Source organism: Nonomuraea sp. NPDC003214 (genome assembly GCF_053590035.1).
This window is the reverse complement of record NZ_JBSFSX010000015.1, coordinates 62,986-85,244: the sequence shown is the minus strand read 5'-3', so window position 1 is coordinate 85,244 and position 22,259 is coordinate 62,986. Positions and strand designations below refer to the sequence as shown.

The following is a 22,259-nucleotide window of genomic DNA, read 5'->3' as shown; positions in this document are numbered from 1 at the left end:
CGGCCCGCGTCCCCGTTTCCCGCCCTGGCGCGTCGCGGCTCAGGCGGCCAGGCCCATCAGCACGTACGCGGCCCACAGGTCCGGTCTGGTGGCGCCGTGCCTGTCGCGTGCCTCCAGGGTCACCTCGCGCAGCGCCTGCGCCCGCCCGGCGCCGTCGCGGATCCTCGCGTGCAGCCGCCGCGTCACCGCCCGCCTGACCTCCCCGCCGACCGGCCACATCGGCGCCACCGCGGCCCCGGCCCCCGCGCGCAGCAGCGCCTGCCCCAGCACCGCCGCGCCGCCGCTCTCGCACGAGCCGAGCACGACCAGCCCGGCCCCGATCCGCATCCCGGCGATCCGCCGCGCGGTCAGCAGCCCGTCGCCCAGCCTGACGCCCGACCCGAACGGGTCCTCCCCGTCGTAGGAGCCGTGGCAGGCCAGGTGGATCCGGTCCCAGTCGCCTTCCAGCAGCGCGGCCGTGGCGTCCGGCCCGGTGTGCGCGCCCTGGCCGCCGTCGCGCGCGATCTCCGCGGCCTCGTTCTCGTACGCGACGCGCGCCACCGCGTCCTGCGCGTAGCCGACCACCAGCGAACCCCGCCCCCGCGCCGCCTGCCGCCGGGCGAGGCCGCCCAGCATGGCCAGCGACGGCGCGTAGGCCACCGGGCAGCGTTCGAGCAGCAGCCGGCCGCCGGGGGCCAGCGCGTGCAGCGGCAGCCGGTCAAGCTCCCCGTAAGGGACGAGGTAGAGCACGTCCAGGTCGTCGCCGAGCGCGTCGAGGGCGTCGCCCAGGAGCAGGTCGCCGAGCAGCGCCCAGTCGTCGCCCCACCGGCCCTCGCCGCCCGCCGCCGCGAGCAGTTCCGTTCCCACCCGGGTGCCGAACGCCCTCGGCTGCGCCCACCCGGTCCGGTGCGCGAGCACCAGCACCCGGCCGCCGCTCAGGTAGAACCCCAGCACCCCGGTCACCCCCGCGCCCCTGCGCGCCCCGGCTGCTTCGGCTGCCCCGGCTGCCCCGGTTGCTTCGGCTGTCCCGAGCACCCCGGCCATCGCCTCCACGGCCTCGGCCACGGCGCTCTCGTCGCGCCACCCCGCGCCTGGCCCGCCGGCCCGGCCCACGGAACCGAGCTGGACGGCCAGGAGCCTGGCCTTCGCCCGCTCGGCGTGCGCCCACGCGGTCCGGCCCCGCCCCAGCCGCACGGCCAGCTCGACGGCCCTGTCACGCAGCGCCCCGGCGGCGCCGTCGCCGGTGCGTTCGGACAGCTCGCCGGCCGCCTCGGCGTCCGCCAGCGCCGCCGCCAGGTCACCGAGCCGTTCCGCGGCGACCGCCCTGTCCTGGTACGCGCGGCCCAGCGCCTCCTCCTGCCCGGCGCCGCGCAGCAGCGCGATGGCCTCCGAGGCGCGCTGCCGCGCCCGCGCGTGCTCCCCGGCCCGCACGTCCAGCGCGGCCAGCCCGCCCAGCGCCAGCCCCTCCCCGGCCGCGAACCCGATCCGCCGCGCCAGCCCCAGCGCCTCCTCCAGCCCCGCCATGGCCTCCGACCCACCGGCCCCGAGCCCGAACCCCTGCCCGCGCCCCTGCTCAAGCCCATCCCCCGGCCCGCGCCGTGGCCCCGGGGCCTGCCCTGAGGTCTGGTCCCGCATCTGGGCCTGGAGGGTCGCCTGCCGGATCAGCCCCAGCACCACGGCCCGCCGCCGCCCCCGGGCCCGGTCGATCTCCACCGCCCGCGCCCCGAACGACCGCGCCCGCGCCGTCTCCCCCAGCTCCCGGTACGCCTCCGCGAGACCGTCGCAGGCCGCCCCGACGAGCCTGTCGTCGCCTGCCGCCTCGCCCAGCACCAGGGCCTCCAGGCAGCCCGTGACCGCCTCTCCCGGCTCGCCCTGCACCAGCCGCAGCCGGGACCGCGCCACCAGCAGCTCGGCCCTGGGCACCCGCCACGCCGGCCCGCCCGTCAGCGCCAGCCCTTCGGCCAGCACCGCCCCGGCCTCCGCGAGCCGCCGTGCCTCGACCAGCGCCGCCCCCAGCACGGCCAGCACCGGCACCAGCCGCACCGGCAACGCCGCTCCCGCGGAGCCGGCTGTGCTTGCCGTGCCTGCCGCCGGGGTGGCCCGGACGGGCTCGCGGGCGAGCTGGGAGGCCCGGGTCAGGTGGTCGACCGCCTTGGCGGCCCGCCTCTGCGCCAGCGCCGCCGCGCCGAGGTTGCGCAGATGCTCCACCAGACGGGCGTCACCCAGCTCGCACCCCTGGGCGGCGTAGTCGTGCGCCACCGCGGGCTCCTCCGCCTCCAATGCCAGCTCGGCCAGCTTCGCCAGCAGCCGCGAGCGGCGTCCCGGGTCGTCGTTCGCCTGGAGCGCCTGCCGGGCCTGCGCGAGCGCCCCGGCCAGGTCGGCCGCCGCTTCGGCCTCCTCGATGCGCAGCCACTCGGCCGGCGCGTCCGCCGGGTCCCCTTCCCGCCGCAGCCCCGCGAGCGCCCGTGCCAGCGCCGCCCGCCCGCGCGCCCGCTCCCCGAGCGCCAGCTGCAGTTCCGCCACCCGGACCAGCACCGCCGCCTCGACCTGCCCCGCCATCAGCCAGTACGGCGCCTCTGCCCCTGCCGGCCCATCGCCCGGATACGCCGTGCCCTCCGTCGGGGCGCGATGGCCGTACGACGGCTCGGCTGGCTGGGGGGCCGGGTCGTCGGCCAGGGCCGCCAGCCCTTCCTCCAGGGCGGAACGGGCACGCACCAGCGCCCCGCGCGCCTCCAGCGCGAACCCGAGCCGTACCGCCGCGAAGGCGCCGGGACGGCCCGTGTGACGCAGCCCCGCCGCCGCCCGTTCGAGCGCTTCGAGCTCCCCGTCCGCGTCACCGGTACGCGCGGCCAGCACCGCCAGGCGGTCCTGGACGATCGCCTCGCGCACCGGGTCACCCGCTGCCATCCCCAGGGCCGATTCCAGCAGCTCCCCCGCCGCGACCGCCCACGCGCCCCGGGCCCCGGCACTGTCCGTAGCCTTGGCCGCCAGCCCCCGCCGCACCTCGGCGAGCCACCCGTCACCGGCTCCCCCGCGATCCTCGAAGGCGGCGCCCGGCTCGTTCCCGAACCCGGCTGCCAGTTCCGCCGCTGCTCGCGACGGCCGGCCTCCCTCCGCCTCGGGGCGGGAAGGCGTGCCGGGCGATGCCAAGGCCGGGTGGAGCGCCAGGTCCGCCCGCGCCAGCGTGGCGGAGAACAGCGCCTCCAGGTCCCCCTCGGAGGCGGCCAGCTCGAAGGCGCGGGCGAGTTCCGTACGGGCGTCGTCGGGCCGGTTCAGGTCGCCGAGGCAGGCGCCGCGCAGGGTGCGGGCGGCGGCCTCGCGGGACGGGGCGCCGAGGCGGGCGTAGGCGTCGGCGGCCGTGGCGAGGTCCTGGGCGGCCTGGTCCGGGTCGCCCTCGGCGTAGGCGAGGGTGCCGAGCTGGTGGCGGACGGCGGCGAGGCCGTCCTGGTGGCCGATCGCGTTGTACGCGCGTTCGGCCCGTTCGAAGGCCTGCCGGGCGGCGGGCAGGTCGCCGCGGGCGCGGCGGCGGCGGGCGATCCGGTACCACTCGTCGGCGGGGTCGCGCCGGTTCCCTCGGCGGCGGACGATCTCGACGATGGCCGTCTCGCACGCGGCGGCGTGGTCGGCGTGGCCAAGGGCGCAGAGGAGCCGCGCGTGGGTGTCGAGCGCCTGGCAGGCGTCGTCCCAGGAGCCGTGCGCCTCCAGCTCGGCGGCGCAGGTGGTGATCACCTCGGCGGCGGCGGGCAGGTGGCCGAGCTCGGCGCCGCACCGGGCGCTGGCGACGAGGACGCGGGCGGCGCGTACGCTCTCGCCGAGCGCCAGGTACAGCTCGCGGGCGCGGCCCGAACGCTCCAGCGCGGCCTCCGGGTCGCCCGCGGCCAGGTGCGCGGCGGCGGCCTGTTCCTGCTGGGACGCCTCCGCCTCGGCCAGGCCCGCCTGGCGGCAGAGGTCGGCGGCACGCAGGTGCAGGGCGGCGGCGCGGGCGAGATCGTTCCCGCCGCTCGCCGCCGCGCCCATCCGGCCGGTCTCCGCCGCCTCCGCGTGCGCGTCGCCCAGGTCGCGGTACGTGATCGCGGCCTGTTCGTACGAGCGCAGCGCCGCCTCCCACTCGCCGAGTTCCTCGTGGCAGCGGCCGATCAGGGAACGCGCCCGCGCGGCGCCGGCCGGGGCGCCCGCGTCGGTGAATGCCCGTTCGGCACGTACGAGCAGTTCGGCGGCGATGCGATGCCTGCCCCGGTCCGCGAACAGTCCGGCGATGCCGAGCAGCCGGGTCGCCAGGGCGTCCGGTTCTTCGGCGGGGGCCGGGCCGGGTCGTTCGGCGAGGGGCAGGAGGGCGCGGGTCAGGTCGTCGTCGACGTCCAGCGCGAGCCGCGCGGCGGCCTCCGCCAGCTCCGGCCCCGTGGCAACCAGGGGCGACGGATGCAGGCGGGCGAGGGTGCGGGCCAGGTGGGCGTGCAGGGCGGGGTCGAGGGCGGTGGCGGGCACCGTCAGGGCCTCGGCCAGGTCGGCGGGGTCGCCGAGCACGTCGAACCGCAGCAGCAGCGCCTCGGCCAGCGGAGCCGGGACGGCGGGCTGGTCGGGCAGCGTCTTGGCGGCCGTCTCGGCGGCCTGGCGGGCGGCCTGCACGGCGTCGTCGAGGTCCTGGCGTCCCTGGCCGGCCAGGGCGCGGCGGCGCAGCATGAGGGACAGCAGCGCGTACGCCTCCGCCGGTTCCTCACCGGCGTCGATCACCTGCCGTAAGGCGGTCACCGCCTCGTCGGCGGCGGGCAGGCCGGGGTCGAGCCGGAGCGCCCGGGCGAGCAGCAGGAGCGCCCGGGGCCGCATCGGGTCGGCGCCGGAACACGCCGCCACGGCTTCCCGCGCCGCCGTGATCGCCTCGTCCGCCCGGGCGTCCCGCTCCCCTCCCACGACCCCGATGGCGTCCTGACCGTGAGGCCGCCCCTCCGCACCGCCGCCCCCACCGTACGGACGTGCCGCCCGTTCAGGGGCCGTCCCACGAGAACCCACGTCGCCCCGCCCTCCAGCGGCGAGCGCACCACCCGGGGTGCCGGTCTGCCGCCCAGAAGCGGGTGCACCCCCGGGGCCCGTCGCCGTACTGGCGTCCTCGCTGTGAGGGCCGCTCGGTCCTCTGAGGGCGGGTTCAGGGGTGGCGTGGTGGGTGAGGGCGTTGGCGAGGTTGGCGAGGAGGCGGGGGCGGTCGGGGTGGCCGGGGTAGGCGCCGGTGGCCGCGTGGCGCAAGGCGTGCAGGGCGGTGTCCAGGTCGGCGGGGTGGCCGGTGGCGCGGTAGCGGCGCCAGCGCCGGCCGGCGAGGAGGTCGAGCCGGGCGATGGGGTCGCGGCCGAGTTCGGCGGGGATGTCGCCGGGCGGTTCGCCGAGGGCGGCGAGCATTTCGCGGGCGGCCTCCAGGGAGCGTTCGTCGCCGGTGACGGCGTACCACTCGACGAGCCCGGAGGCGTACGCGGCGAGGACGCGGGGGTGGGCGGCGCGGGGCTCGTGCCAGAAGTCGAGGGCCGCCTGCCCGGTGCGGATGAACGCGAGCAGGTCGGCGTCGTGCGCGGACTGGGCGGCGCGCCGTCCGGCGAGCTCCAGGAGGGCGAGGAGCGCCTGGGAGCGTTCCGGGCCGTCGGGCCGCCAGGCGGCGGTGAGGTGGGCGCGGGTGAGCTCGTCGTCGCCGGGCATGGCGCGGCCGAGGGCGGCGGCGAGGGCGCCGAGGTGGCGGGGGTCGCCGAGGGCGGCGCGGAAGAGGACGTGGACGGCGTCGTCGAGCGCTTCGGGCCGGCCGGTCGCGCGGTGCAGGCGGGTGAGGCCGTCGCCGAGGAGGGCGAGGGCGTGGGGCGCCCAGGCGCCGTCGGCCTCCTGGAGGAGGACCTGGGCGAGCCGGTCGCACACCTCGGGGGTCGGTTCGGCGAGGGCGCGGCGGACGAGGGTGTGCAGGAGGAGGGCGACGTGGGGGTGGGCGCCGGGGTCGACGTGGCGGAAGAGCTCTTCGACGAGCCGGGCCCAGGTCTCGGGGGTGTCGGCGGCGCCGGGGCCGCGCAGCCGTTCGGGCAGCCCGCGCGGGTCGACGACGGCCACGGCGGCGAAGAACACGCCGGCCACGGCGGCTTCGGCGCCCTCTCCGGGGTCGAGGCGGTAGCGGGCCAGGTGGAGCATGCCGATGAGCCGCCAGGTGACGGCGTCGGCGGGGCCGCCGTCGCAGGCGAGCATGGCCTGTTCGGCTTCGGCGAGCGCCGTCTCGTCCCGCACCGGCCCGGGGTCGGCGTCCCGGTCGAACGCCGCGATGCGGGAGGCGAGAGCCCAGGCCGGATCGTTCATGAAGGCAACACTCTCACTGGTGCGCGCCCGCGTACAGGACCGCCCCTGCCGGGGAGCGCCGGTAGGTAAGCGCTTACAGTTCTGGTGTGTGCCACGGGACTTCCACTGTCGTACAGGCCCAGGTGAGAAGCCTGTCCGGGGGGTAGGCATGCAGGCATGCTCTACGGCAAGGAACACGTCCGGCGCTACCGTGAGACCGACGGCGCCGAGGGACACGACTGGAACGGCACGACGGTGCTGCTGCTGACCACCAAGGGCCGCACGTCGGGCGACCCGTACACGACGCCGCTGATCTATCAGCGGCACGGCGACGACCTCGTGCTCGTCGCCTCGAAGGGCGGCGACCCGGACCATCCCGACTGGTACAAGAACCTGCTGGCCGACCCTGAGGTGGAGGCGCAGGTCAAGGGTGACCGGTTCAAGGCCCGGGCCCGCACCGCCACCCCGGAGGAGCGGCCGGAGCTGTGGCGGCTGATGGCCGCCGCGTGGCCCGACTACGACGAGTACACGAAGAAGACCGACCGGGAGATCCCGATCGTGGTGCTGGAGCGCACCCGCTGATCGGGGGTCAGAAGGTCACCAGCGGGTCGCCGAGACGAGGATCACCCAGCCGACGCCGACGAAGCCGTACTGGCCGACGCTGAGCGGGCCGAGCAGCCATTCGCCGCTGCCGATCGAGATGCCGAGGGCGATCAGGCTGGGCCCGACCGCGTACTTGAACAGTTGCGCCGGGCCGATCCGGGAGACCTGGAAGACCTCCTCCGGCGTGGGCAGGTCGGTGACGCCGAGATCCGGGCGGCTGACTCCGAGTGGATGCGCCATGTCCTCGCCTCCTGCCCCCAGCGTGAGCCGGGGCAGGAGGGTCGGCAAGGCCCAATCAGCGCGTGAGCGAGTCGTACAGGGCGAGGGTGCGGCGGGCGACGGTGGCCCAGGAGAAGTGCTCGACGGCGCGGGCGCGGCCGGCCCGGCCGAGGGCGGCGGCGCGGGCGGGGTCGGCGAGCAGGGCGTTGACGCGCGCGGCCAGGTCGCCGGCGAAGCGTTCCGGGTCGTGCGGGGTGCCGTCGGGGCCCTGGTCGATCGGGACGAGCAGGCCGGTCTCGCCGTCGGCGACGACCTCGGGGATGCCGCCGGTGGCGGTGGCGACCACGGCGGTCTCGCAGGCCATCGCCTCCAGGTTGACGATGCCCATCGGCTCGTAGACCGACGGGCACACGAACACGGCCGCGTGGGTGAGGAGCTGGATGACCTCGGGCTTGGGCAGCATCTCGGAGATCCAGAACACGCCCTCGCGGTCCAGCCCGCGCACCAGCGCGGTGACCTCGGCCTCGATCTCGGGCGTGTCGGGCGCGCCCGCGCACAGCACGAGCTGCGCGCCGGGGTCGAGGGCGCGCGCCGCGTGCAGGAGGTGGACGAGGCCCTTCTGGCGGGTGATCCGGCCCACGAAAATCACGTACGGCCGGTCGGGGTCTATCCCATACTTTTTCAGGACATCCTGGTCGGTGTCCGGGGCGTACTCGGCGGTGTCGATGCCGTTGTGGATCACCGTGACCTTGGCCGGGTCGATCCCCGGATACGCCGACAGCACGTCGCGGCGCATGCCCTCCGACACCGCGATCACCGCGTCGGCCGCCGCCAGCGCGGTGCGCTCGGCCCACGACGAGATCGCGTAGCCGCCGCCGAGCTGCTCGGCCTTCCACGGCCGCAGCGGTTCGAGGCTGTGCGTGGTGACCACGTGCGGCACGCCGTGGAGCAGCTTCGCGACATGCCCGGCAAAGTTGGCGTACCAGGTATGCGAATGGACCACGTCCGCGCCCGCGCAGGCGGCGGCCATCTCCAGGTCCACCCCGAGCACCTGGAGGGCCGCGTTCGCCGCCCCCAGCCCGGCGGGCGTACGGTATGCCGACACGCCCGGCTCGTCCCGGTCCGCGCCGAAGCAGCGGACCCGCACGTCGGCCAGCTCGCGCAGCTCCCTGGCCAGATACTCCAGGTGCACGCCGGCCCCGCCGTAGACCTCCGGTGGGTACTCCCTGCTCAGCAGATCAACACGCATGACACGACCATACGAGGAAGTGCCTCCCCGCGACACGGCGACAAGCCCGACATGCGGAACGACCGCCCGTCGCGTGGCGTACATAACCCGAGAGAACGGGACACGACGGGAGGGAGCCGGACGCGCATTCGTCGATAGATCGGCGGATTGAGGGTAGCGTCCAGGACATGAGGTCCCGGAGGGTGCTTGCGGTCGTGCTGGCAGGTGGAGAGGGAAAGAGGCTCATGCCTCTCACGGCGGATCGGGCGAAACCGGCGGTGCCGTTCGGCGGGATGTACCGGCTCATCGACTTCGTGCTGTCCAACCTCGCCAACGGCGGCTATCTGAAGATCGTCGTACTGACCCAGTACAAGAACCACAGCCTCGACCGCCACGTCTCGCGCACCTGGCGGCTGTCGGCCATGCTCGGAAACTACGTGACGCCGGTGCCCGCGCAGCAGCGGCTGGGCCCGCGCTGGTTCTCCGGCTCGGCCGACGCGCTCTTCCAGAACCTGAACCTGATCTACGACGAGATGCCCGAGCACGTGATCGTGTTCGGCGCCGACCACATCTACCGCATGGATCCGCGGCAGATGGTCGACCAGCACGAGGACTCCGGCGCCGACGTGACCGTGGCCGCGATCCGGCAGCCGCTGTCGCTGGCCGACCAGTTCGGCGTGATCGAGACCGACCCGGAGGGCCGGCGCATCGTGGCGTTCCGGGAGAAGCCCAAGGACGCCGTCGGGCTGGCCGACTCGCCCGACGAGGTCTACGCCTCGATGGGCAACTACGTGTTCAAGACGCAGGCGATGATCGACGCGCTGCGCGAGGACGCCCTCGACCCCACGAGCAAGCACGACCTGGGCGGCAACATCATCCCGATGATGGTCAAGTCCGGCGGGGCCGACGTGTACGACTTCGCCAACAACGTGGTGCCCGGTTCGAGCGAGCGCGACCGGGGTTACTGGCGCGACGTGGGCACGCTCGACGCCTACTACGAGGCGCACATGGACCTGATCGCCGCGCATCCGGTCTTCAACCTCTACAACGACAAGTGGCCCATCCACACCGGGCACGACCCGCTGCCGCCCGCCAAGTTCGTGCACAACGACGGCGACCGCGTGGGCCGGGCCATCGACTCGCTGGTCTCGCCCGGCGTCATCGTCTCCGGCGGCACCGCCTACCGCTCGATCCTGTCGCCCAAGGTCGTGCTGCACTCCCACTCGCTGGTAGAGGACTCGGTGCTGATGGAGAACGTCAAGGTGGGGCGCGGCGCGATCGTGCGCAAGGCCATCATCGACAAGAACGTCGTCATCCCCGACGGCGCCCGCATCGGCTTCGACCTGGACTACGACCGCACCCGGTTCGCGCTGACCCGCGGCGGCGTCGTGGTCATCGGCAAGAACGAGATCGTCGACCGGTGAGCCGTAGAGTGTGGGGGTGCAGCCTGATCTCCGCCAACCGCTGATCCGCGACCTGAGCGAGTCCGACCTGCCCCGCCGGCACTGGCGGGGCGACGACGAGGACGGCGGCGTGTGGCTGTTCGAGAGCGTCGAGGGCGACGGCGAGCAGTGGGCGATCCGGCAGATCGAGATCCGCGCCGGGCGTCAGGTGCACCGCTACTGGTGGCGGCACCTGCAGGACGAGCACGGCTTCCTGACCGATCAGGCGCTGGAGATCTGGGAGCTGACCGAGATCAGCGCGCCGGCGTTCGAGGCCGTGTGGGAGGCGGGCGGCTGATCGGTGCTGGACGGGGGCGGACATGGCGAGGCCCCGGGCTCGGCGGGCGAGCTCCGGGACCGTGGTGACGCCGGTCAGTCGGCCAGCGTGTAGAGCCAGCCGCTGCGGTGGTAGTCGCTGCCCCACCAGCCGTGGTGGTCGTCGCAGTCGGTCTCGTCGTACGTGCCGGACGAGACGGTGTTGTCGTCGTGGATCTTCTGCCAGGTGGCGCTCTTCCCGTCGCAGCCCGGCCATTTGTCGGCGGCGGCCGGGCTCGCGAGGGTCGCGGTCAGGGCGGCCGCGGCGAGGACGGCGCCGCCGGCGGCGGCAAGGATGGCTTTCATGATATTCCCCCCGTGATCACGAAGTGTCATCGCTGCATCACTATACGGAGCCAGCCGCCAGGCGGGGGAACGCCACGCGGGCCGCGTTCAGCGCGGGCAGGGGCGGCCTGCCTCCCGGGCGAGCGAGGCGGTGGCGATGGCGGCGTCGAGCCGGTCGCGGGTGCCGGTCAGGTCGCGGATCTGCCGGTCGATGCGGTCGCGCTCGGCGGCGAGCAGGCTCTGCTCCTTCGTCACCGACGACGGCACCGCCCGGATCAAGGCCGCCCTGTCGGCCGACCCCGCCGTCCTCTACCCAGGAGTGCAGTGAACGCGGTGCTGTTGAACGCGGTGCCGCTCCAGGGATTCGAACCCCGAACCTCCGCCTCCTGAGGGCGGCGCCTCTGCCAGTTGGGCCAGAGCGGCGTGGGCCCCGGACGGGCCGGCGGGAGGCCCGGCCCGGGGCATGAGCTCGGTCCGCCCGGGGGCCGCCAGCCCCGCCGCGCAGGCCTTGCTCGCGGCGCCTTTCCCTTCAGGGCCGCTGGATCCTGGTGACGCGCATGAAAAAGCCGCCTCGGGGTCGAGCCCGGGCGGCCGTCCTGGTGTCCTCGTCAGGTCACCCGGAGGCCGGAGGCGCCAGTGCCAGGGATGTCACCGCTCGCCTCCTTCTCGTACGTCGTTCCGGACAGCTTCAAGGTAGCCCGGAGATCGTGCGGGACGCCACCGAATATCCGGTCAGCCCGCGCCGAGCGACTGCGCGTACGGGCCGCTGGTGCGCTCGAAGCGCAGCGCCGCGTGGGAGGTGGCGCTCTGCACGTCCCGCCAGTGGCGCTGCAGGTCGCTGTCGTCCCGCTGGGCCTGGCTGCCGCCCGACTCGAAGAGCCGGGCGGCGGCGGCGCGGACGAGCTGGGCCGCGAGGGAGGCGTCCCGGGCGTTGCGCGCGGCCGTCGCGGGCGCGACGCGGCCCAGGTCGGCGATCGCCGTGGCCCGCTCGGTGAGCAGCAGGGCCGCGTCCAGCTCGGCGCTGGAGCGGGCCAGCTCCAGCTGGGCGGGCGGCGGCAGGCCGGGCCCCTTGGCCGTCTGCTGCGCGGTCCACGCGCGCAGCATCGCGGTGGCGGAGCCGAGCGCGGGCGCGGCGAACAGCGCGCCCGCCACGGCCGCCAGCGGCGTCTGGTGACACGGCGCGGCCGAGTGCTCGCTGTGCCCCCGGAACACCGCGCCCTGCGCCACCGCGCGGTGGCGGGGCACCAGGACGCCGTCGGCGACCACGGTGTTGCTGCCGGTGCCGCGCATGCCGAGCGTGAACCAGGTGTTCCTGATCCGGTAGTCGCCGCGCGGCACGGCGAAGAACCTCGGCCCGTCCGGCGCGGGCGCGCACAGCAGCGCCCAGTCGGAGAAGTCGACGCCGCTGAGGAAGTGCCACTCCCCCGAGAGCCGCCACCCGCCGGGCGTCTCCTCGGCCGTGCCCGACGGGACGAGCGCCGCCGAGATCGCCGCGTCCGGCCCCTCACTCCATACCTCCGCCTGCCCCTCGGCCGGGAGGTAGGCGGCCATGCGGCCCGAGGTGGCCACGATCAGCGCGCACCACGACGCGGACGCGCACGACTCCCCCACCGTCACGAGGGCCCGCCGCAGCTCGGTGAACGCCGCCTCGTGCCCGCCGTGCCCGCGCGGGACGAAGTGGCGGGCGAACCCGGCGTCGAGGATCGCCGCGACGACGTCCTCCGGCAGCCGCCGCGCGGCCTCCGACTCGGCGGCCCGCTCGCCCGCGAGCTTGGCGACGGCGTCCGCCGCTTCGAGCAGGCCCGTGGCCTCGTGGTCGGTCATGATCCACTCCTTCGTACGGATGCCGTCATGGGGAACTCGCCGGGGCCGATCGTGATCACTTCGGCGTCGCCCCGGGCCACGGCGCGGTGCCGCCTGGCCAGGGGCGCGAGCTGGGAGAGGCAGGCCTCGACGAGCGTCCAGCCGCCCTCGGGCCGGTCGGTGAGCAGGCCGTCGAGCGCGGGCCAGAACAGCACCGGCTCGGCCAGTTGCAGCGCCCAGAACTCGGGCGTGACAGCCTCCTCGTCGGTGACCCACCGCCCGGTCCGGCACGAGCGCACCGGGACGCGGGGCGGGCTCAGGCGCATCCCCTCCAGGCAGCGGACCAGCTCCTCGGCGGCCGGCCGCAGCACCGGGCTGTGGAACGGCTGGAGCGCCCGCACCCTGCGGCACATGAAGCCCTTGCCGCGCAACGTCTCCTCGGCGGCCTCCAGCGCCGGATCGGGCCCGGACACGATGCACTGCCGGGGCGCGTTCCAGGCCCCCACCACGACCCCGCCGAGCTGCCCGCCGGGGCCGCCGGACAGGTGGGGGGCGAGGTCGTCCGGGGTGGCGGCCACGGCGAGCATGCCGCCCGGGGGCATCAGGCGGGCCGCGTCGGCGCGGCGGCACATCAGCTCCGCGCCGTCGGCCGGGCTGAACACGCCGGCGAGCGCGGCGGCGGCCAGTTCGCCCACGCTGTGCCCGAGCAGCGCGTCAACCGGCCTGCCCGCGTCGGCGAGGGCCCGGCCGATCGCCAGGTTCACCGCGAACAGCAGGGGCTGGGCCCGGGTGACGTCGTCGATCGGCACCCGGGGCGCGGCCGACAGCCAGTCGTCGCGCAGCTCGCCGCCCCGGCGGCCGCAGGCGTCGAAGAACTCGTCCATGGCCGCCGTGAAGGCCGCCTGCTCGCGGTAGAGCTCGGCGGCCATGCGCGGGTACTGGGCGCCCTGCCCCGGCAGGAGCAGCACCGTGCGCCTCTCGGTCTGTCGCATGCCGCCAGCGTGCGTGACTGATCTTGAGCCGGGCTCGAGGCTGCCTCGATACGTAGTCGATGACAGAGCCGTGTGCGGGCCATGACAGGTCCGTCCAGCAGGGTCGGAACCGCACGTCGGCAAGAAGGGGGTGGATTGCGTGGAAGGTACGGACGCGGCCGGGGGGATCGGCGTCGTTCTCGGTACGGATCATGTGATCTTCAGGGAGTGCCTGAGGGACTGGATCGGCAGGCTGCACGGCATCAGCGTCGTCGGGGAGGCGCGCTCGCCGGCCGAGGTCCCGCAGGTGGCCGCGCGGGTGCGGCCGGACGTGGTGCTGGCCGGGGCGGGCGGCGGCCCGCAGGAGGCCGAGTGGCGGGCGCTGCGGCAGGTCCGGCGGCACCTGGCGGACGTCAAGATCGTGGTGGTGGCGCTGAGCCACACCGTCGACCTGGGCGAGCTGGCCGGGCACGGCGCGCACTGGTGCCTGCCGGCGACCAGCACGCGGGCGGACCTCGTGCTGGTGCTGCGCAACCTCACCCGGCTGGAGCCCGGCCCGTCGCCGCGCCGGCCCGGGTGCGAGCGGCGGCGCGAGGCCGACGCCGAGGCGGGGCCGCGCTGGACGGCCCGCCTGTCCGTCCGCGAGCGGCAGGTGCTCGACCTGGTCTCCCAGGCGCTGAGCAACGCGCAGATCGGCGCCCGGCTGTCGATCACCGAGGGGACGGTGAAGCGGCATCTGCGCAACATCTACGGCAAGCTCGGGGCGGTGTCGCGCATCGACGCGGTCAACAAGGCGGCCGGCCTCCCCACCGCGCGGGCGGCGTCCCCCGGGCAGGCCCACTGCCTCGGCGCCCGCTGAACCGCCCGGCCGGCCGCGCCGGGGCCCGTCGGTCCGCCGCAGCCGCTGGGCGGGCCGGGGTGGACGGGCCTTGAGGGAGGCGGGGCCTTGCAGTGCACGGGCCTTGAAGTGGACGGGTCAGGCGGGGATGGCCAGGACGCGGCCGCCCCGCAGGACCTCGCGGTGCAGGCGCTGGACCGCCGGCGACGGGTCCAGGCCCAGCTCGCGGTCGAGGACCTCGCGCAGGCCCTGGAAGGCGGCCAGCGCCTCGCCGCGCCGGCCCGCCTGGCTGAGGACGGTGATGAGCTGGGCGTGCAGCCACTCGTGCAGCGGGTTCTCGGCGATCAGGCTGCGCAGCTCGCCGATCAGCTCCCGGTGCCGCCCGAGGTGCATGTCGGCCTCGATACGCAGCTCCAGCGCGTGGGTGCGGCGTTCGGCCAGGTGGACGACGTGGGAGCGGAGCAGGGGGCCCTGGGTCACGTTGGCCAGGGGCGGCCCCTGCCACAGCCCCAGCGCCTGGCGCAGGTCGGCGGCGGCGGCCTCGTGCTGCCCGGCGCGGGCGAAGCCCTCGGCCCGGGTGACCAGGTGGTCGAAGCGGTCCTGGTCGAGCTGGTCCTGGTCGACCAGGAGCGTGTAGCCGAACGGCTTGGTCAGCAGCAGTTCGCGCCCGGAGCCGCTGAGGCGCTCGCGCTGGATCAGGTTGCGTATTTGGTAGATGTAGGTCTGGGTGGTGGTGAGGGCGCTCTTGGGCGGGTTGTCGTCCCACAGTTCGCGGATGATGGAATCGACCAGCACCAGGCGATTGGCGGAAACGAGCAGCAGCGCGAGCACCTGGCGAACCTTGGGCGCACTTGGCGTGCAGGCCCGGCCGGCATGCACCACCTCCATCGGTCCAAGCACCGAGAAATTGGTTTTGGGCATCATGTCTCCCCGTCAGTTGATGGAACACGACATGCGGCGACCCCTAATACCCGGCGAGAATATAGCAAGATGGAACATGTCTCGAATGTCGTGCCTCTAAAGAGGTATGCTCCATCGAAGGTGAGCCGCCCGCATGTAATTCGCCGCTGCGACGAGGCGGACATTGATGGACCGGCAGGTAAATGGTTCACTTCGCAACCGTTTAATGTCTTATCACTACATGTGGTAATCGCACGCTACCGCATCCGCGGTAACCGCCGCCTACTGCAATTGCAGTAGGCCGATTGGCGGCGCACCCGTTATTGTGGCGACGTGAGACAACGAGGTATAAGGCGCCATATTCCCCGACTCCCCGCTCTCGTTGTCGACGCGATCGCCGGCGCCGCGGTGAGTATTTCGGCGCTTCTCGCACCGTATTTGGACACGCCCGAACCAGCGGCCCGGCATTTACCGGTGCTGACCGTGCTCATGGGCGCCGCCGTCGCCGTCCGGCGGGTCGTGCCGCTGCCCGCGCTGTTCCTCACCCTGCTGGCCTCGGCGCTGGCCGACCCGCTCGACGTGGTGGAGCCGGCCATGGCCGCGATCCTGCTGACCGCGTACACGGTGGGGGCGGTGAGCGAGCGCGGGACCGCCGTGGCGGTGGCGGCCGGCGGGTCGGCGCTGCTGGTCGCGGTGCACTTCCTCGTCCAGGGGACCACCTGGCCGGACGCGCAGAGCGGGCCGCCGCCGTTCATCGCCGCGACGCTGGCGGGCGGCGCGGTGGGGCAGGCCGCCGTGACGCGGCGCCAGCTCGTCGCCGCGCTGGAGGAACGGGCCCGGCGGGCGGAGCTGGCGCTGGAGGAGGAGGCCAGGCGGCGGGTCGTCGAGGAGCGCATGCACATCGCGCGCGAGGTCCACGACCTGGTCGCCCACCACATCTCGGTCGTCAACGTGCAGGCCGGGGTGGCCGCCCACCTGCTGCGGCACCGGCCCGACGCGGCCGAGGAGGCGCTGGCGCACGTCCGGGCGGCCGGCCGCACCGTGCTCAACGAGCTCGGCGCGGTGCTCGACGTGCTGCGCGGGTCGGGCGACGCCCGGGCGCCGCTGGAGCCGCTGCCGGGGCTCGCCGACCTGGACCCGCTGCTGGAGTCGTTCGCCCGCACCGGGCTCAAGGTGGACCGGACCGTCTCCGGCCTGGCCGTGCCGCTCCCGCCGGCGGTCGACCTGTGCGCGTACCGGACGATCCAGGAGTCGCTCACCAACGCCCGCAAGTACGGGCGCGGCCACGTCCGGATGACGATGGCCTACACCGCCGGCGAGCTGGCCATCGACGTGCGCAACCAGCGGGCCGGGACGGCCGGGGCCGATCCTGGCACCGGGCACGGCCTGATCGGCATGCGCGAGCGCGTCGCGTCCGTCGGCGGCGTGCTCAGCGCCGGGCCCGCCCGGGGCGGGGAGTTCGCGGTGGTGGCCCGGCTGCCGCTGACGGGAAGCCAACTCACCGAGAGGAACCAGGATGATCCGCGTGTTGCTCGCTGACGACCAGACCCTGATCCGCAAGGGATTCCGCTCCCTCATCGAGACGGCCGCCGACCTGTGCGTGGTCGGGGAGGCGCAGACCGGGCTGGAGACGGTGCGGCTGGCCCGCGAGACCCGCGCCGACGTGATCCTCATGGACATCCGGATGCCGGAGATGGACGGGCTGGCGGCCACCCGGGAGATCACCGCCGACGAGAGCCTGTCGGGGGTGCGCATCCTGGTGCTGACGACGTTCGAGATCGACGAGTACGTGTTCCAGGCGCTGAGGGCGGGCGCCAGCGGCTTCCTCGGCAAGGACGTGGAGCCGGGCGAGCTGCTGGCCGCGATCCGCGTCGTGGCGGCCGGGGAGGCGCTGCTGTCGCCGAAGGCCACCAAGGGGCTGATCACCCGCTTCCTCAACCAGCCGGTGAAGGCCGACACCGAGGCGGGCGGGGTGCTGGAGGCGCTGACGGCCCGCGAGCTGGAGATCGTCGTGCACGTGGCCACCGGGGCCTCCAACGAGGAGATCGCCGAGGAGCTGTGCCTGTCCCCGTACACGGTGAAGACGCACGTCAACCGGGCGATGGCGAAGCTGGGCGCGCGGGACAGGGCGCAGCTCGTGGTGACCGCGTACCAGGCCGGCCTGGTCACGGTGGCGAGCGCCTGACACCGCTGTCAAGGCCGTCTCGTACGGACGCATGATCTCGCGGATACTGCGATCGGACGACGCGGACGAGGTCGCGGCTGCTGCATCGTGAGACCATGATTGAGGTCACCAACCTGAAGAAGCGCTACGGGGACACGCCGGCGGTCGACGACCTGACTTTCACTGTCAGGCCCGGCGTCGTCACCGGGTTCCTGGGGCCCAACGGGTCGGGCAAGTCCACCACGATGCGGCTCATCCTCGGCCTGGACGCGCCCACGGAAGGCGTGGCGCTGGTCAACGGGCGGCCCGTCCGCGAGCACGCGGCGCCGCTGCGCGAGATCGGCGCGCTGCTGGAGGCCAAGGCGGCCCATCCGGGCAGGTCGGCGTTCAACCATCTGGCGGCGCTGGCGGCGACCAACGGCATCCCCCGGCGGCGCGTCCGTGAGGTGCTGGAGCTGGTCGGGCTGAGCGAGGTGGCGCACCGGCGGGCGGGCGGCTTCTCCCTCGGCATGGCGCAGCGGCTGGGCATCGCCGCGGCGCTGCTCGGCGACCCCGCGACGGTCGTGCTGGACGAGCCCGTCAACGGCCTGGACCCCGAGGGCATCGTGTGGATCCGCAGGCTGCTCAAGGGGCTGGCGGCCGAAGGCCGGACGGTGTTCCTGTCGTCGCACCTGGTGGGCGAGCTGGCCGAGACGGCCGAGCAGGTCGTGGTCATCGGGCAGGGCAGGCTGATCGCGGACGAGCCGGTCGGCGAGCTGATCCGGTCGGTGTCGGAGCGCCGGATGCGGGTGCTGGTGCGCACTCCGGACCCGGTGCGGCTGTGCAACCTGATCCAGCGGGCGGGCGTGACCATCACCCGGCGGCACGACGACCTGCTGGAGATCGAGGGCGTCCCGGCGGAGCGGATCGGCGACGAGGCGGCGGCGTGCGGCCTGCCGCTGCACGAGCTGACGACCGCGCGGGCCTCGCTGGAGGAGGCGTTCATGGAGCTGACGGGCCTGTCGGTGGAGTTCCGCGCGCCCACCGGCGTGGGGATCGCGTCATGAGCCGGCCCGTGAGTCATCCCGCGAGCGCCGCGGCGGCGGTGCCCGGCGTGAGCCTGGCCCGCGCGGTCAACGGCGAGTGGATCAAGCTGAGGTCGGTGCGCTCGACCACCGTCGCCCTGCTGCTGTCGGTCGTCGTGTTCGTCGGCGTGGGGCTGATCACCGCCGGCGCCATGGCCGAGCCGCTGGCGGCGGGCACGCTGGAGCCGGACGGGCCGCCGTTCCAGCCGAGCACCCCGACCGGCGCCACCCTCGGCGGCGTCGCCTTCGCCCAGCTGCTCATCGGCGCGCTCGGCGTGCTGTACGTGTCGTCGGAGTACTCGACGGGGCTGATCCGCGCCACGTTCTCGGCGGTGCCGAGGCGGCTGCCGGTGCTGTGGGCCAAGTGCGTGGTCTTCGCCGGGGTCGTGCTCGCCCTGATGCTCCTCTCCTCGCTGGTGTCGTTCCTGGCCGGGTCGGCGCTCCTCGGCGCGCACGGCGTCGCGCCGTCGCTGGGCGACCCGGGCGTGCTGCGGGCGGTGCTGGCCGCGCCGGTGTACCTGACCGGGGTCGGGGTGATGGCGATCGCGCTGGCCACGCTGATGCGCAGCACGGCGATGGCGGTCTCCGTCGTGTCGTTCGCCGTCTTCCTGCTCGACTCGCTGGCCGGGATGCTGCTGCCGGAGGGCGTCGCCGACGCGGTCACGCCCTACCTGCCGGCCACCGCGGGCAAGGCGTTCATGGCCGAGACGCAGGCCGACGGGGTGCTGGCGCCGCTGCCGGGCTTCCTCGTCTTCTGCGCGTACCTCGTGGCGCTGCTCGGGCTCGCCGCCTGGACGCTGCGCCGGCGCGACGCCTGACCGGCGGAACGCCAGGCTGGGACCCCAACGGTCCTCGAGCGGCGCTCGAGGACCGTCGCACATGTTCACCTGCGACAGCCGATGTCGCAAAAGGAGCGTGTGCGTCTCATGGACCGACGAACCGTGATCACCGGAATGGGCGTGCGCGCGCCCGGTGGTGCGGGGACGAAGTCTTTCTTCGAGCTCTTGTCCTCCGGGCGGACGTCCACCCGCAGGATCTCCTTCTTCGACCCCTCGCCCTTCCGGTCCCAGGTGGCGGCCGAGTGCGACTTCGATCCCGAGGCGTCCGGGCTGACGCGCCGGGAGATCCGCCGGATGGACCGCGCCACCCAGCTCGCGGTGGTGGCCGGACGTGAGGCCGTCGCCGACAGCGGGCTGGAGGCGGCCGGCCTCGACCCGGGCCGGGTGGCGGTCAGCGTCGGCACCGCCGTCGGCGCCACCACCAGCCTCGAACGCGAGTACCTGGTGCTGTCGGACACGGGCCACGACTGGTTCGTCGACCCCGGGTACGCCTCGCCGCACCTGTTCGACTACTTCGTGCCGAGCGCCATCGCGGCCGAGGTCGCCTGGATCGCCGGCGCGGAGGGCCCGGCGGCCATCGTCTCCTCCGGCTGCACCTCGGGCCTCGACTCCGTCGGGTACGGCCACCAGCTGATCAAGGAGGGCAGCGCCGACGTCGTGCTCGCCGGCGCGACCGACGCCCCCATCTCCCCCATCGCCGTGGCGTGCTTCGACGCGATCAAGGCGACCACGCCGCGCAACGACGACGCCGAGCACGCCTCGCGCCCGTTCGACCGGACCAGGAACGGCTTCGTGCTCGCCGAGGGCGCGGCCATGCTGGTGCTGGAGGAGTACGAGCACGCGCGGCGGCGCGGCGCGCGGATCATCGCCGAGATCAACGGGTACGCCACCCGCTGCAACGCCTACCACATGACCGGGCTCAAGCCCGACGGCCGCGAGATGGCCGAGGCGATCAACGCGGCGCTGGCCGAGGCGCGCATGGACGGCGACGCCGTCGACTACGTCAACGCGCACGGCTCCGGCACCAAGCAGAACGACCGGCACGAGACCGCCGCGTTCAAGCGGGCGCTCGGCGAGCACGCCTACCGCACGCCGGTCAGCTCGATCAAGTCGATGATCGGCCACTCGCTGGGCGCGATCGGCTCGATCGAGCTCGTCGCCTGCGCCCTGGCCATCGAGAACGACATGGTGCCGCCCACCGCCAACCTGACGGAGGCCGACCCCGAATGCGATCTCGACTACGTGCCGATCGAGGCGCGCGACCAGCGGGTGGACACGGTGCTGTCGGTGGGCAGCGGCTTCGGCGGCTTCCAGAGCGCCATGCTGCTCAGCCGCGCCGGGAACGGGAGCTGACGCCATGACGCAGACCACGATCGCCGCGCCCGGCGAGCGGACCGGCGGGCCGGCCACGGCCGTCATCACCGGCCTGGGCGTCATCGCCCCCAACGGGCTGGGCGCCGAGAAGTTCTGGGCGGCGACCCTGCGCGGGGAGAGCGGCATCCGGCCGCTGCACGCCGAGGGGCACGCCGGCGGGCACCCCCGGGGCGGCGGCCCCCGCTACCCGGTGACGCTGGCCGGGCAGGTGAGCGGGTTCGTCGCCGAGGAGCACATCCCCTCCAGGCTGATGCCGCAGACCGACCGGGTGACCCGGCTCGCGCTGGCGGCGGCCGAGTGGGCGCTGGAGGACGCCGCGCTGCGCCCGGCCGAGCTGCCCGAGTACAGCATGGGCGTGGTCACCTCCAACGCCTCCGGCGGCTTCGAGTTCACCCATCGGGAGATCCAGAAGCTCTGGACGCAGGGCCCGCAGACGGTCAGCGTGTACGAGTCCTTCGCCTGGTTCTACGCGGTCAACACCGGCCAGATCTCCATCCGGCACGGCATGCGCGGCCCCGGCGGGGTGCTGGTGGCCGAGCAGGCGGGCGGACTGGACGCGCTCGGCCACGCCCGGCGGGCGGTGCGCCGCGGCACCCCGCACATCGTGACAGGCGGCGTGGAGTCCTCGCTCGACCCGTGGGGCTGGGTGAGCCACATCGCCAGCGGCAGGCTCAGCCGCGAGCGCGTCCCCGAGCTGGCCTACCGGCCCTTCACCCGGGAGGCGGACGGCTACGTGCCCGGCGAGGGCGGGGCCATCCTCGTCCTGGAGGACCGGGAGGCGGCGCTGCGGCGCGGCGCGGCCAAGGTCTACGGCGAGGTCGCCGGGTACGCCGCCACCTTCGACCCGCGGCCGGGCTCGGGCCGGCCGCCCGGCCTGGAGCAGGCCATCCGCAAGGCGCTCGCCGACGCGGGCACCGAGCCCGGGGAGATCGGCGTCGTCTTCGCCGACGCCGCCGGGGTGCCGTTCCTGGACCGGGAGGAGGCCGCGGCGATCTCCGCCGTCTTCGGCCCCGGGGGCGTCCCGGTGACCGCGCCCAAGGCCCTGACCGGCCGCCTGTACGCCGGGAGCGGGCCGCTCGACGTGGTGTGCGCGCTGCTGGCGCTGCGCGACGGGGTCATCCCGCCCGTGCCCCACGCCGGGGAGGTGCCCGCCGCGTACCGGATCGACCTGGTGCGCGGCGCCGAGCCGAGGAGCGCGGCGCTCACCCACGCGCTGGTCCTGGCACGCGGAAAGGGCGGCTTCAACGCCGCCGTCGTCCTTCGCAAGCCCGAACATCCGGAAGCCGTACCTCGGAAAGAGGAGAAATGACTCTCGACGACCTTCGCAGAATCATGGTGGCCTGCGCCGGCGAGGACGAGCACGTCGACCTCGGCGGCGACATCCTGGACGAGCTCTTCACCGACCTGGGCTACGACTCGCTGGCCCTGATGGAGACCGCCGCCCGGATCGAGACCGAGTTCGGCGTGCGGATCCCCGACGAGCAGGTGGCCGAGCTGACCACGCCCCGCGCCCTGCTCGACTTCGTCTCCGGCGTGACCGTCCCCTGACCGCGCGCCGCCCGTTCCGTCCCTGTTCCGCTGACCTCCGGAAGGACCACGTCATGATCGTGCACACCCTGATCTACCGCTTCCCCGCCTCCGCGACCGAGGGCGACCAGGAGGAGTTCTTCACCGCGATGAAGGAGCTGCTCGACCGCAACCCGCTGGTCAAGGGCTTCGACTACCGGCCGCACCTGTGGCTGCCGGCCGACGAGCGCTCCCGGGGCATCACCGCCTCGAAGATCGCCCAGTTCACCACCGAGACGCTGGAGGACCTCAAGACGTTCTCCGAGATCCCCGAGGTCTACGACTTCACCACGCAGTGGAAGCAGAAGCTCCGGTTCGAGGCGGCCTACGCCAACCACGAGCCCCTGTCGGTCTGACCCAGCGAAGGAGGAAGCG

The 22,259-nt window shown here is 74.5% G+C and carries 20 protein-coding genes and 1 tRNA gene; 12 read left to right on the top strand and 9 right to left on the bottom strand.

The window, feature by feature from the left end:
• Positions 1 to 39 precede the first annotated feature (39 nt).
• Positions 40 to 6,294 carry a CHAT domain-containing protein gene (locus tag ACWDXC_RS36895; RefSeq protein WP_449990128.1) on the bottom strand — a complete coding sequence of 2,085 codons (6,255 nt, stop codon included), beginning with the start codon at positions 6,292 to 6,294 and terminating at the stop codon, positions 40 to 42.
• Positions 6,295 to 6,450: 156 nt separating this feature from the next.
• Here ACWDXC_RS36895 and ACWDXC_RS36890 point away from each other — a divergent pair, with 156 nt between their 5' ends.
• Positions 6,451 to 6,855, top strand: coding sequence for a nitroreductase family deazaflavin-dependent oxidoreductase (locus ACWDXC_RS36890; RefSeq protein ID WP_449990126.1), 405 nt, complete (start codon positions 6,451 to 6,453; stop codon positions 6,853 to 6,855).
• A gap of 15 nt (positions 6,856 to 6,870) precedes the next feature.
• On the opposite strand, the gene ACWDXC_RS36885 is transcribed toward ACWDXC_RS36890, so the two are convergent.
• Complete coding sequence (locus ACWDXC_RS36885; RefSeq protein ID WP_449990123.1) at positions 6,871 to 7,116, bottom strand: hypothetical protein; 246 nt, start codon at positions 7,114 to 7,116, stop codon at positions 6,871 to 6,873.
• 55 nt (positions 7,117 to 7,171) lie between these two features.
• Entirely contained in the window at positions 7,172 to 8,344 is a 1,173-nt protein-coding gene (gene glgA / locus ACWDXC_RS36880; protein WP_375074085.1) for a glycogen synthase, read from the bottom strand.
• 167 nt (positions 8,345 to 8,511) lie between these two features.
• Here glgA and glgC point away from each other — a divergent pair, with 167 nt between their 5' ends.
• Positions 8,512 to 9,747, top strand: a complete 1,236-nt coding sequence (gene glgC, locus ACWDXC_RS36875; RefSeq protein WP_219509755.1) for a glucose-1-phosphate adenylyltransferase — start codon at positions 8,512 to 8,514, stop codon at positions 9,745 to 9,747.
• Between the two features lie 16 nt (positions 9,748 to 9,763).
• The gene (locus ACWDXC_RS36870) at positions 9,764 to 10,063 is read left to right on the top strand and encodes a hypothetical protein (protein WP_357587644.1); all 300 of its coding nucleotides are present in this window, start codon (positions 9,764 to 9,766) and stop codon (positions 10,061 to 10,063) included.
• Between the two features lie 74 nt (positions 10,064 to 10,137).
• Here ACWDXC_RS36870 and ACWDXC_RS36865 read toward each other — a convergent pair whose 3' ends face one another.
• The 5 genes from ACWDXC_RS36865 to ACWDXC_RS36845 form a co-directional block, all read right to left on the bottom strand.
• A complete protein-coding gene (locus ACWDXC_RS36865) occupies positions 10,138 to 10,386 on the bottom strand; it encodes a hypothetical protein (RefSeq protein WP_219509753.1) in 249 nt (82 codons plus the stop codon).
• 87 nt (positions 10,387 to 10,473) lie between these two features.
• The gene (locus ACWDXC_RS36860) at positions 10,474 to 10,620 is read right to left on the bottom strand and encodes a hypothetical protein (RefSeq protein ID WP_449990119.1); all 147 of its coding nucleotides are present in this window, start codon (positions 10,618 to 10,620) and stop codon (positions 10,474 to 10,476) included.
• Between the two features lie 94 nt (positions 10,621 to 10,714).
• Positions 10,715 to 10,788, bottom strand: a tRNA-Leu gene (locus ACWDXC_RS36855).
• A gap of 309 nt (positions 10,789 to 11,097) precedes the next feature.
• Complete coding sequence (locus tag ACWDXC_RS36850) at positions 11,098 to 12,189, bottom strand: hydrolase (RefSeq protein ID WP_449990117.1); 1,092 nt, start codon at positions 12,187 to 12,189, stop codon at positions 11,098 to 11,100.
• Positions 12,186 to 13,160: an acyltransferase domain-containing protein gene (locus ACWDXC_RS36845; RefSeq protein WP_449990114.1), complete on the bottom strand. Its 975-nt coding sequence runs from the start codon at positions 13,158 to 13,160 to the stop codon at positions 12,186 to 12,188. Before ACWDXC_RS36845 ends, ACWDXC_RS36850 begins: the two co-directional genes overlap by 4 nt.
• A gap of 139 nt (positions 13,161 to 13,299) precedes the next feature.
• On the opposite strand from ACWDXC_RS36845, the gene ACWDXC_RS36840 reads away from it, so the two are divergent.
• On the top strand, positions 13,300 to 13,998 hold the full coding sequence (locus tag ACWDXC_RS36840; RefSeq protein ID WP_357587654.1) for a response regulator transcription factor: 699 nt from the start codon (positions 13,300 to 13,302) through the stop codon (positions 13,996 to 13,998).
• A 117-nt stretch (positions 13,999 to 14,115) separates the two neighbouring features.
• On the opposite strand, the gene ACWDXC_RS36835 is transcribed toward ACWDXC_RS36840, so the two are convergent.
• On the bottom strand, positions 14,116 to 14,808 hold the full coding sequence (locus ACWDXC_RS36835; protein WP_375074088.1) for an AfsR/SARP family transcriptional regulator: 693 nt from the start codon (positions 14,806 to 14,808) through the stop codon (positions 14,116 to 14,118).
• A gap of 543 nt (positions 14,809 to 15,351) precedes the next feature.
• Here ACWDXC_RS36835 and ACWDXC_RS36830 point away from each other — a divergent pair.
• From ACWDXC_RS36830 to ACWDXC_RS36795, 8 genes are all read left to right on the top strand, one after another.
• The gene (locus ACWDXC_RS36830; RefSeq protein ID WP_449990111.1) at positions 15,352 to 16,416 is read left to right on the top strand and encodes a sensor histidine kinase; all 1,065 of its coding nucleotides are present in this window, start codon (positions 15,352 to 15,354) and stop codon (positions 16,414 to 16,416) included.
• Positions 16,394 to 17,062, top strand: a complete 669-nt coding sequence (locus ACWDXC_RS36825) for a response regulator transcription factor (protein ID WP_364168617.1) — start codon at positions 16,394 to 16,396, stop codon at positions 17,060 to 17,062. The genes ACWDXC_RS36830 and ACWDXC_RS36825 overlap by 23 nt, the downstream gene beginning before the upstream one ends.
• A gap of 95 nt (positions 17,063 to 17,157) precedes the next feature.
• On the top strand, positions 17,158 to 18,087 hold the full coding sequence (locus tag ACWDXC_RS36820) for an ABC transporter ATP-binding protein (RefSeq protein WP_449990108.1): 930 nt from the start codon (positions 17,158 to 17,160) through the stop codon (positions 18,085 to 18,087).
• Positions 18,084 to 18,923: a hypothetical protein gene (locus ACWDXC_RS36815; RefSeq protein ID WP_364168621.1), complete on the top strand. Its 840-nt coding sequence runs from the start codon at positions 18,084 to 18,086 to the stop codon at positions 18,921 to 18,923. Before ACWDXC_RS36820 ends, ACWDXC_RS36815 begins: the two co-directional genes overlap by 4 nt.
• Positions 18,924 to 19,031: 108 nt before the next feature.
• Positions 19,032 to 20,297 carry a beta-ketoacyl-[acyl-carrier-protein] synthase family protein gene (locus ACWDXC_RS36810; RefSeq protein ID WP_219509743.1) on the top strand — a complete coding sequence of 422 codons (1,266 nt, stop codon included), beginning with the start codon at positions 19,032 to 19,034 and terminating at the stop codon, positions 20,295 to 20,297.
• Positions 20,298 to 20,301: 4 nt separating this feature from the next.
• Positions 20,302 to 21,627 (top strand): ketosynthase chain-length factor, encoded by a 1,326-nt coding sequence (locus ACWDXC_RS36805; protein ID WP_449990104.1) that lies wholly within the window; start codon positions 20,302 to 20,304, stop codon positions 21,625 to 21,627.
• Complete coding sequence (locus ACWDXC_RS36800) at positions 21,624 to 21,866, top strand: acyl carrier protein (protein WP_219509741.1); 243 nt, start codon at positions 21,624 to 21,626, stop codon at positions 21,864 to 21,866. Before ACWDXC_RS36805 ends, ACWDXC_RS36800 begins: the two co-directional genes overlap by 4 nt.
• A gap of 53 nt (positions 21,867 to 21,919) precedes the next feature.
• Positions 21,920 to 22,240, top strand: coding sequence for a hypothetical protein (locus ACWDXC_RS36795; protein ID WP_219509739.1), 321 nt, complete (start codon positions 21,920 to 21,922; stop codon positions 22,238 to 22,240).
• Positions 22,241 to 22,259 lie beyond the last annotated feature (19 nt).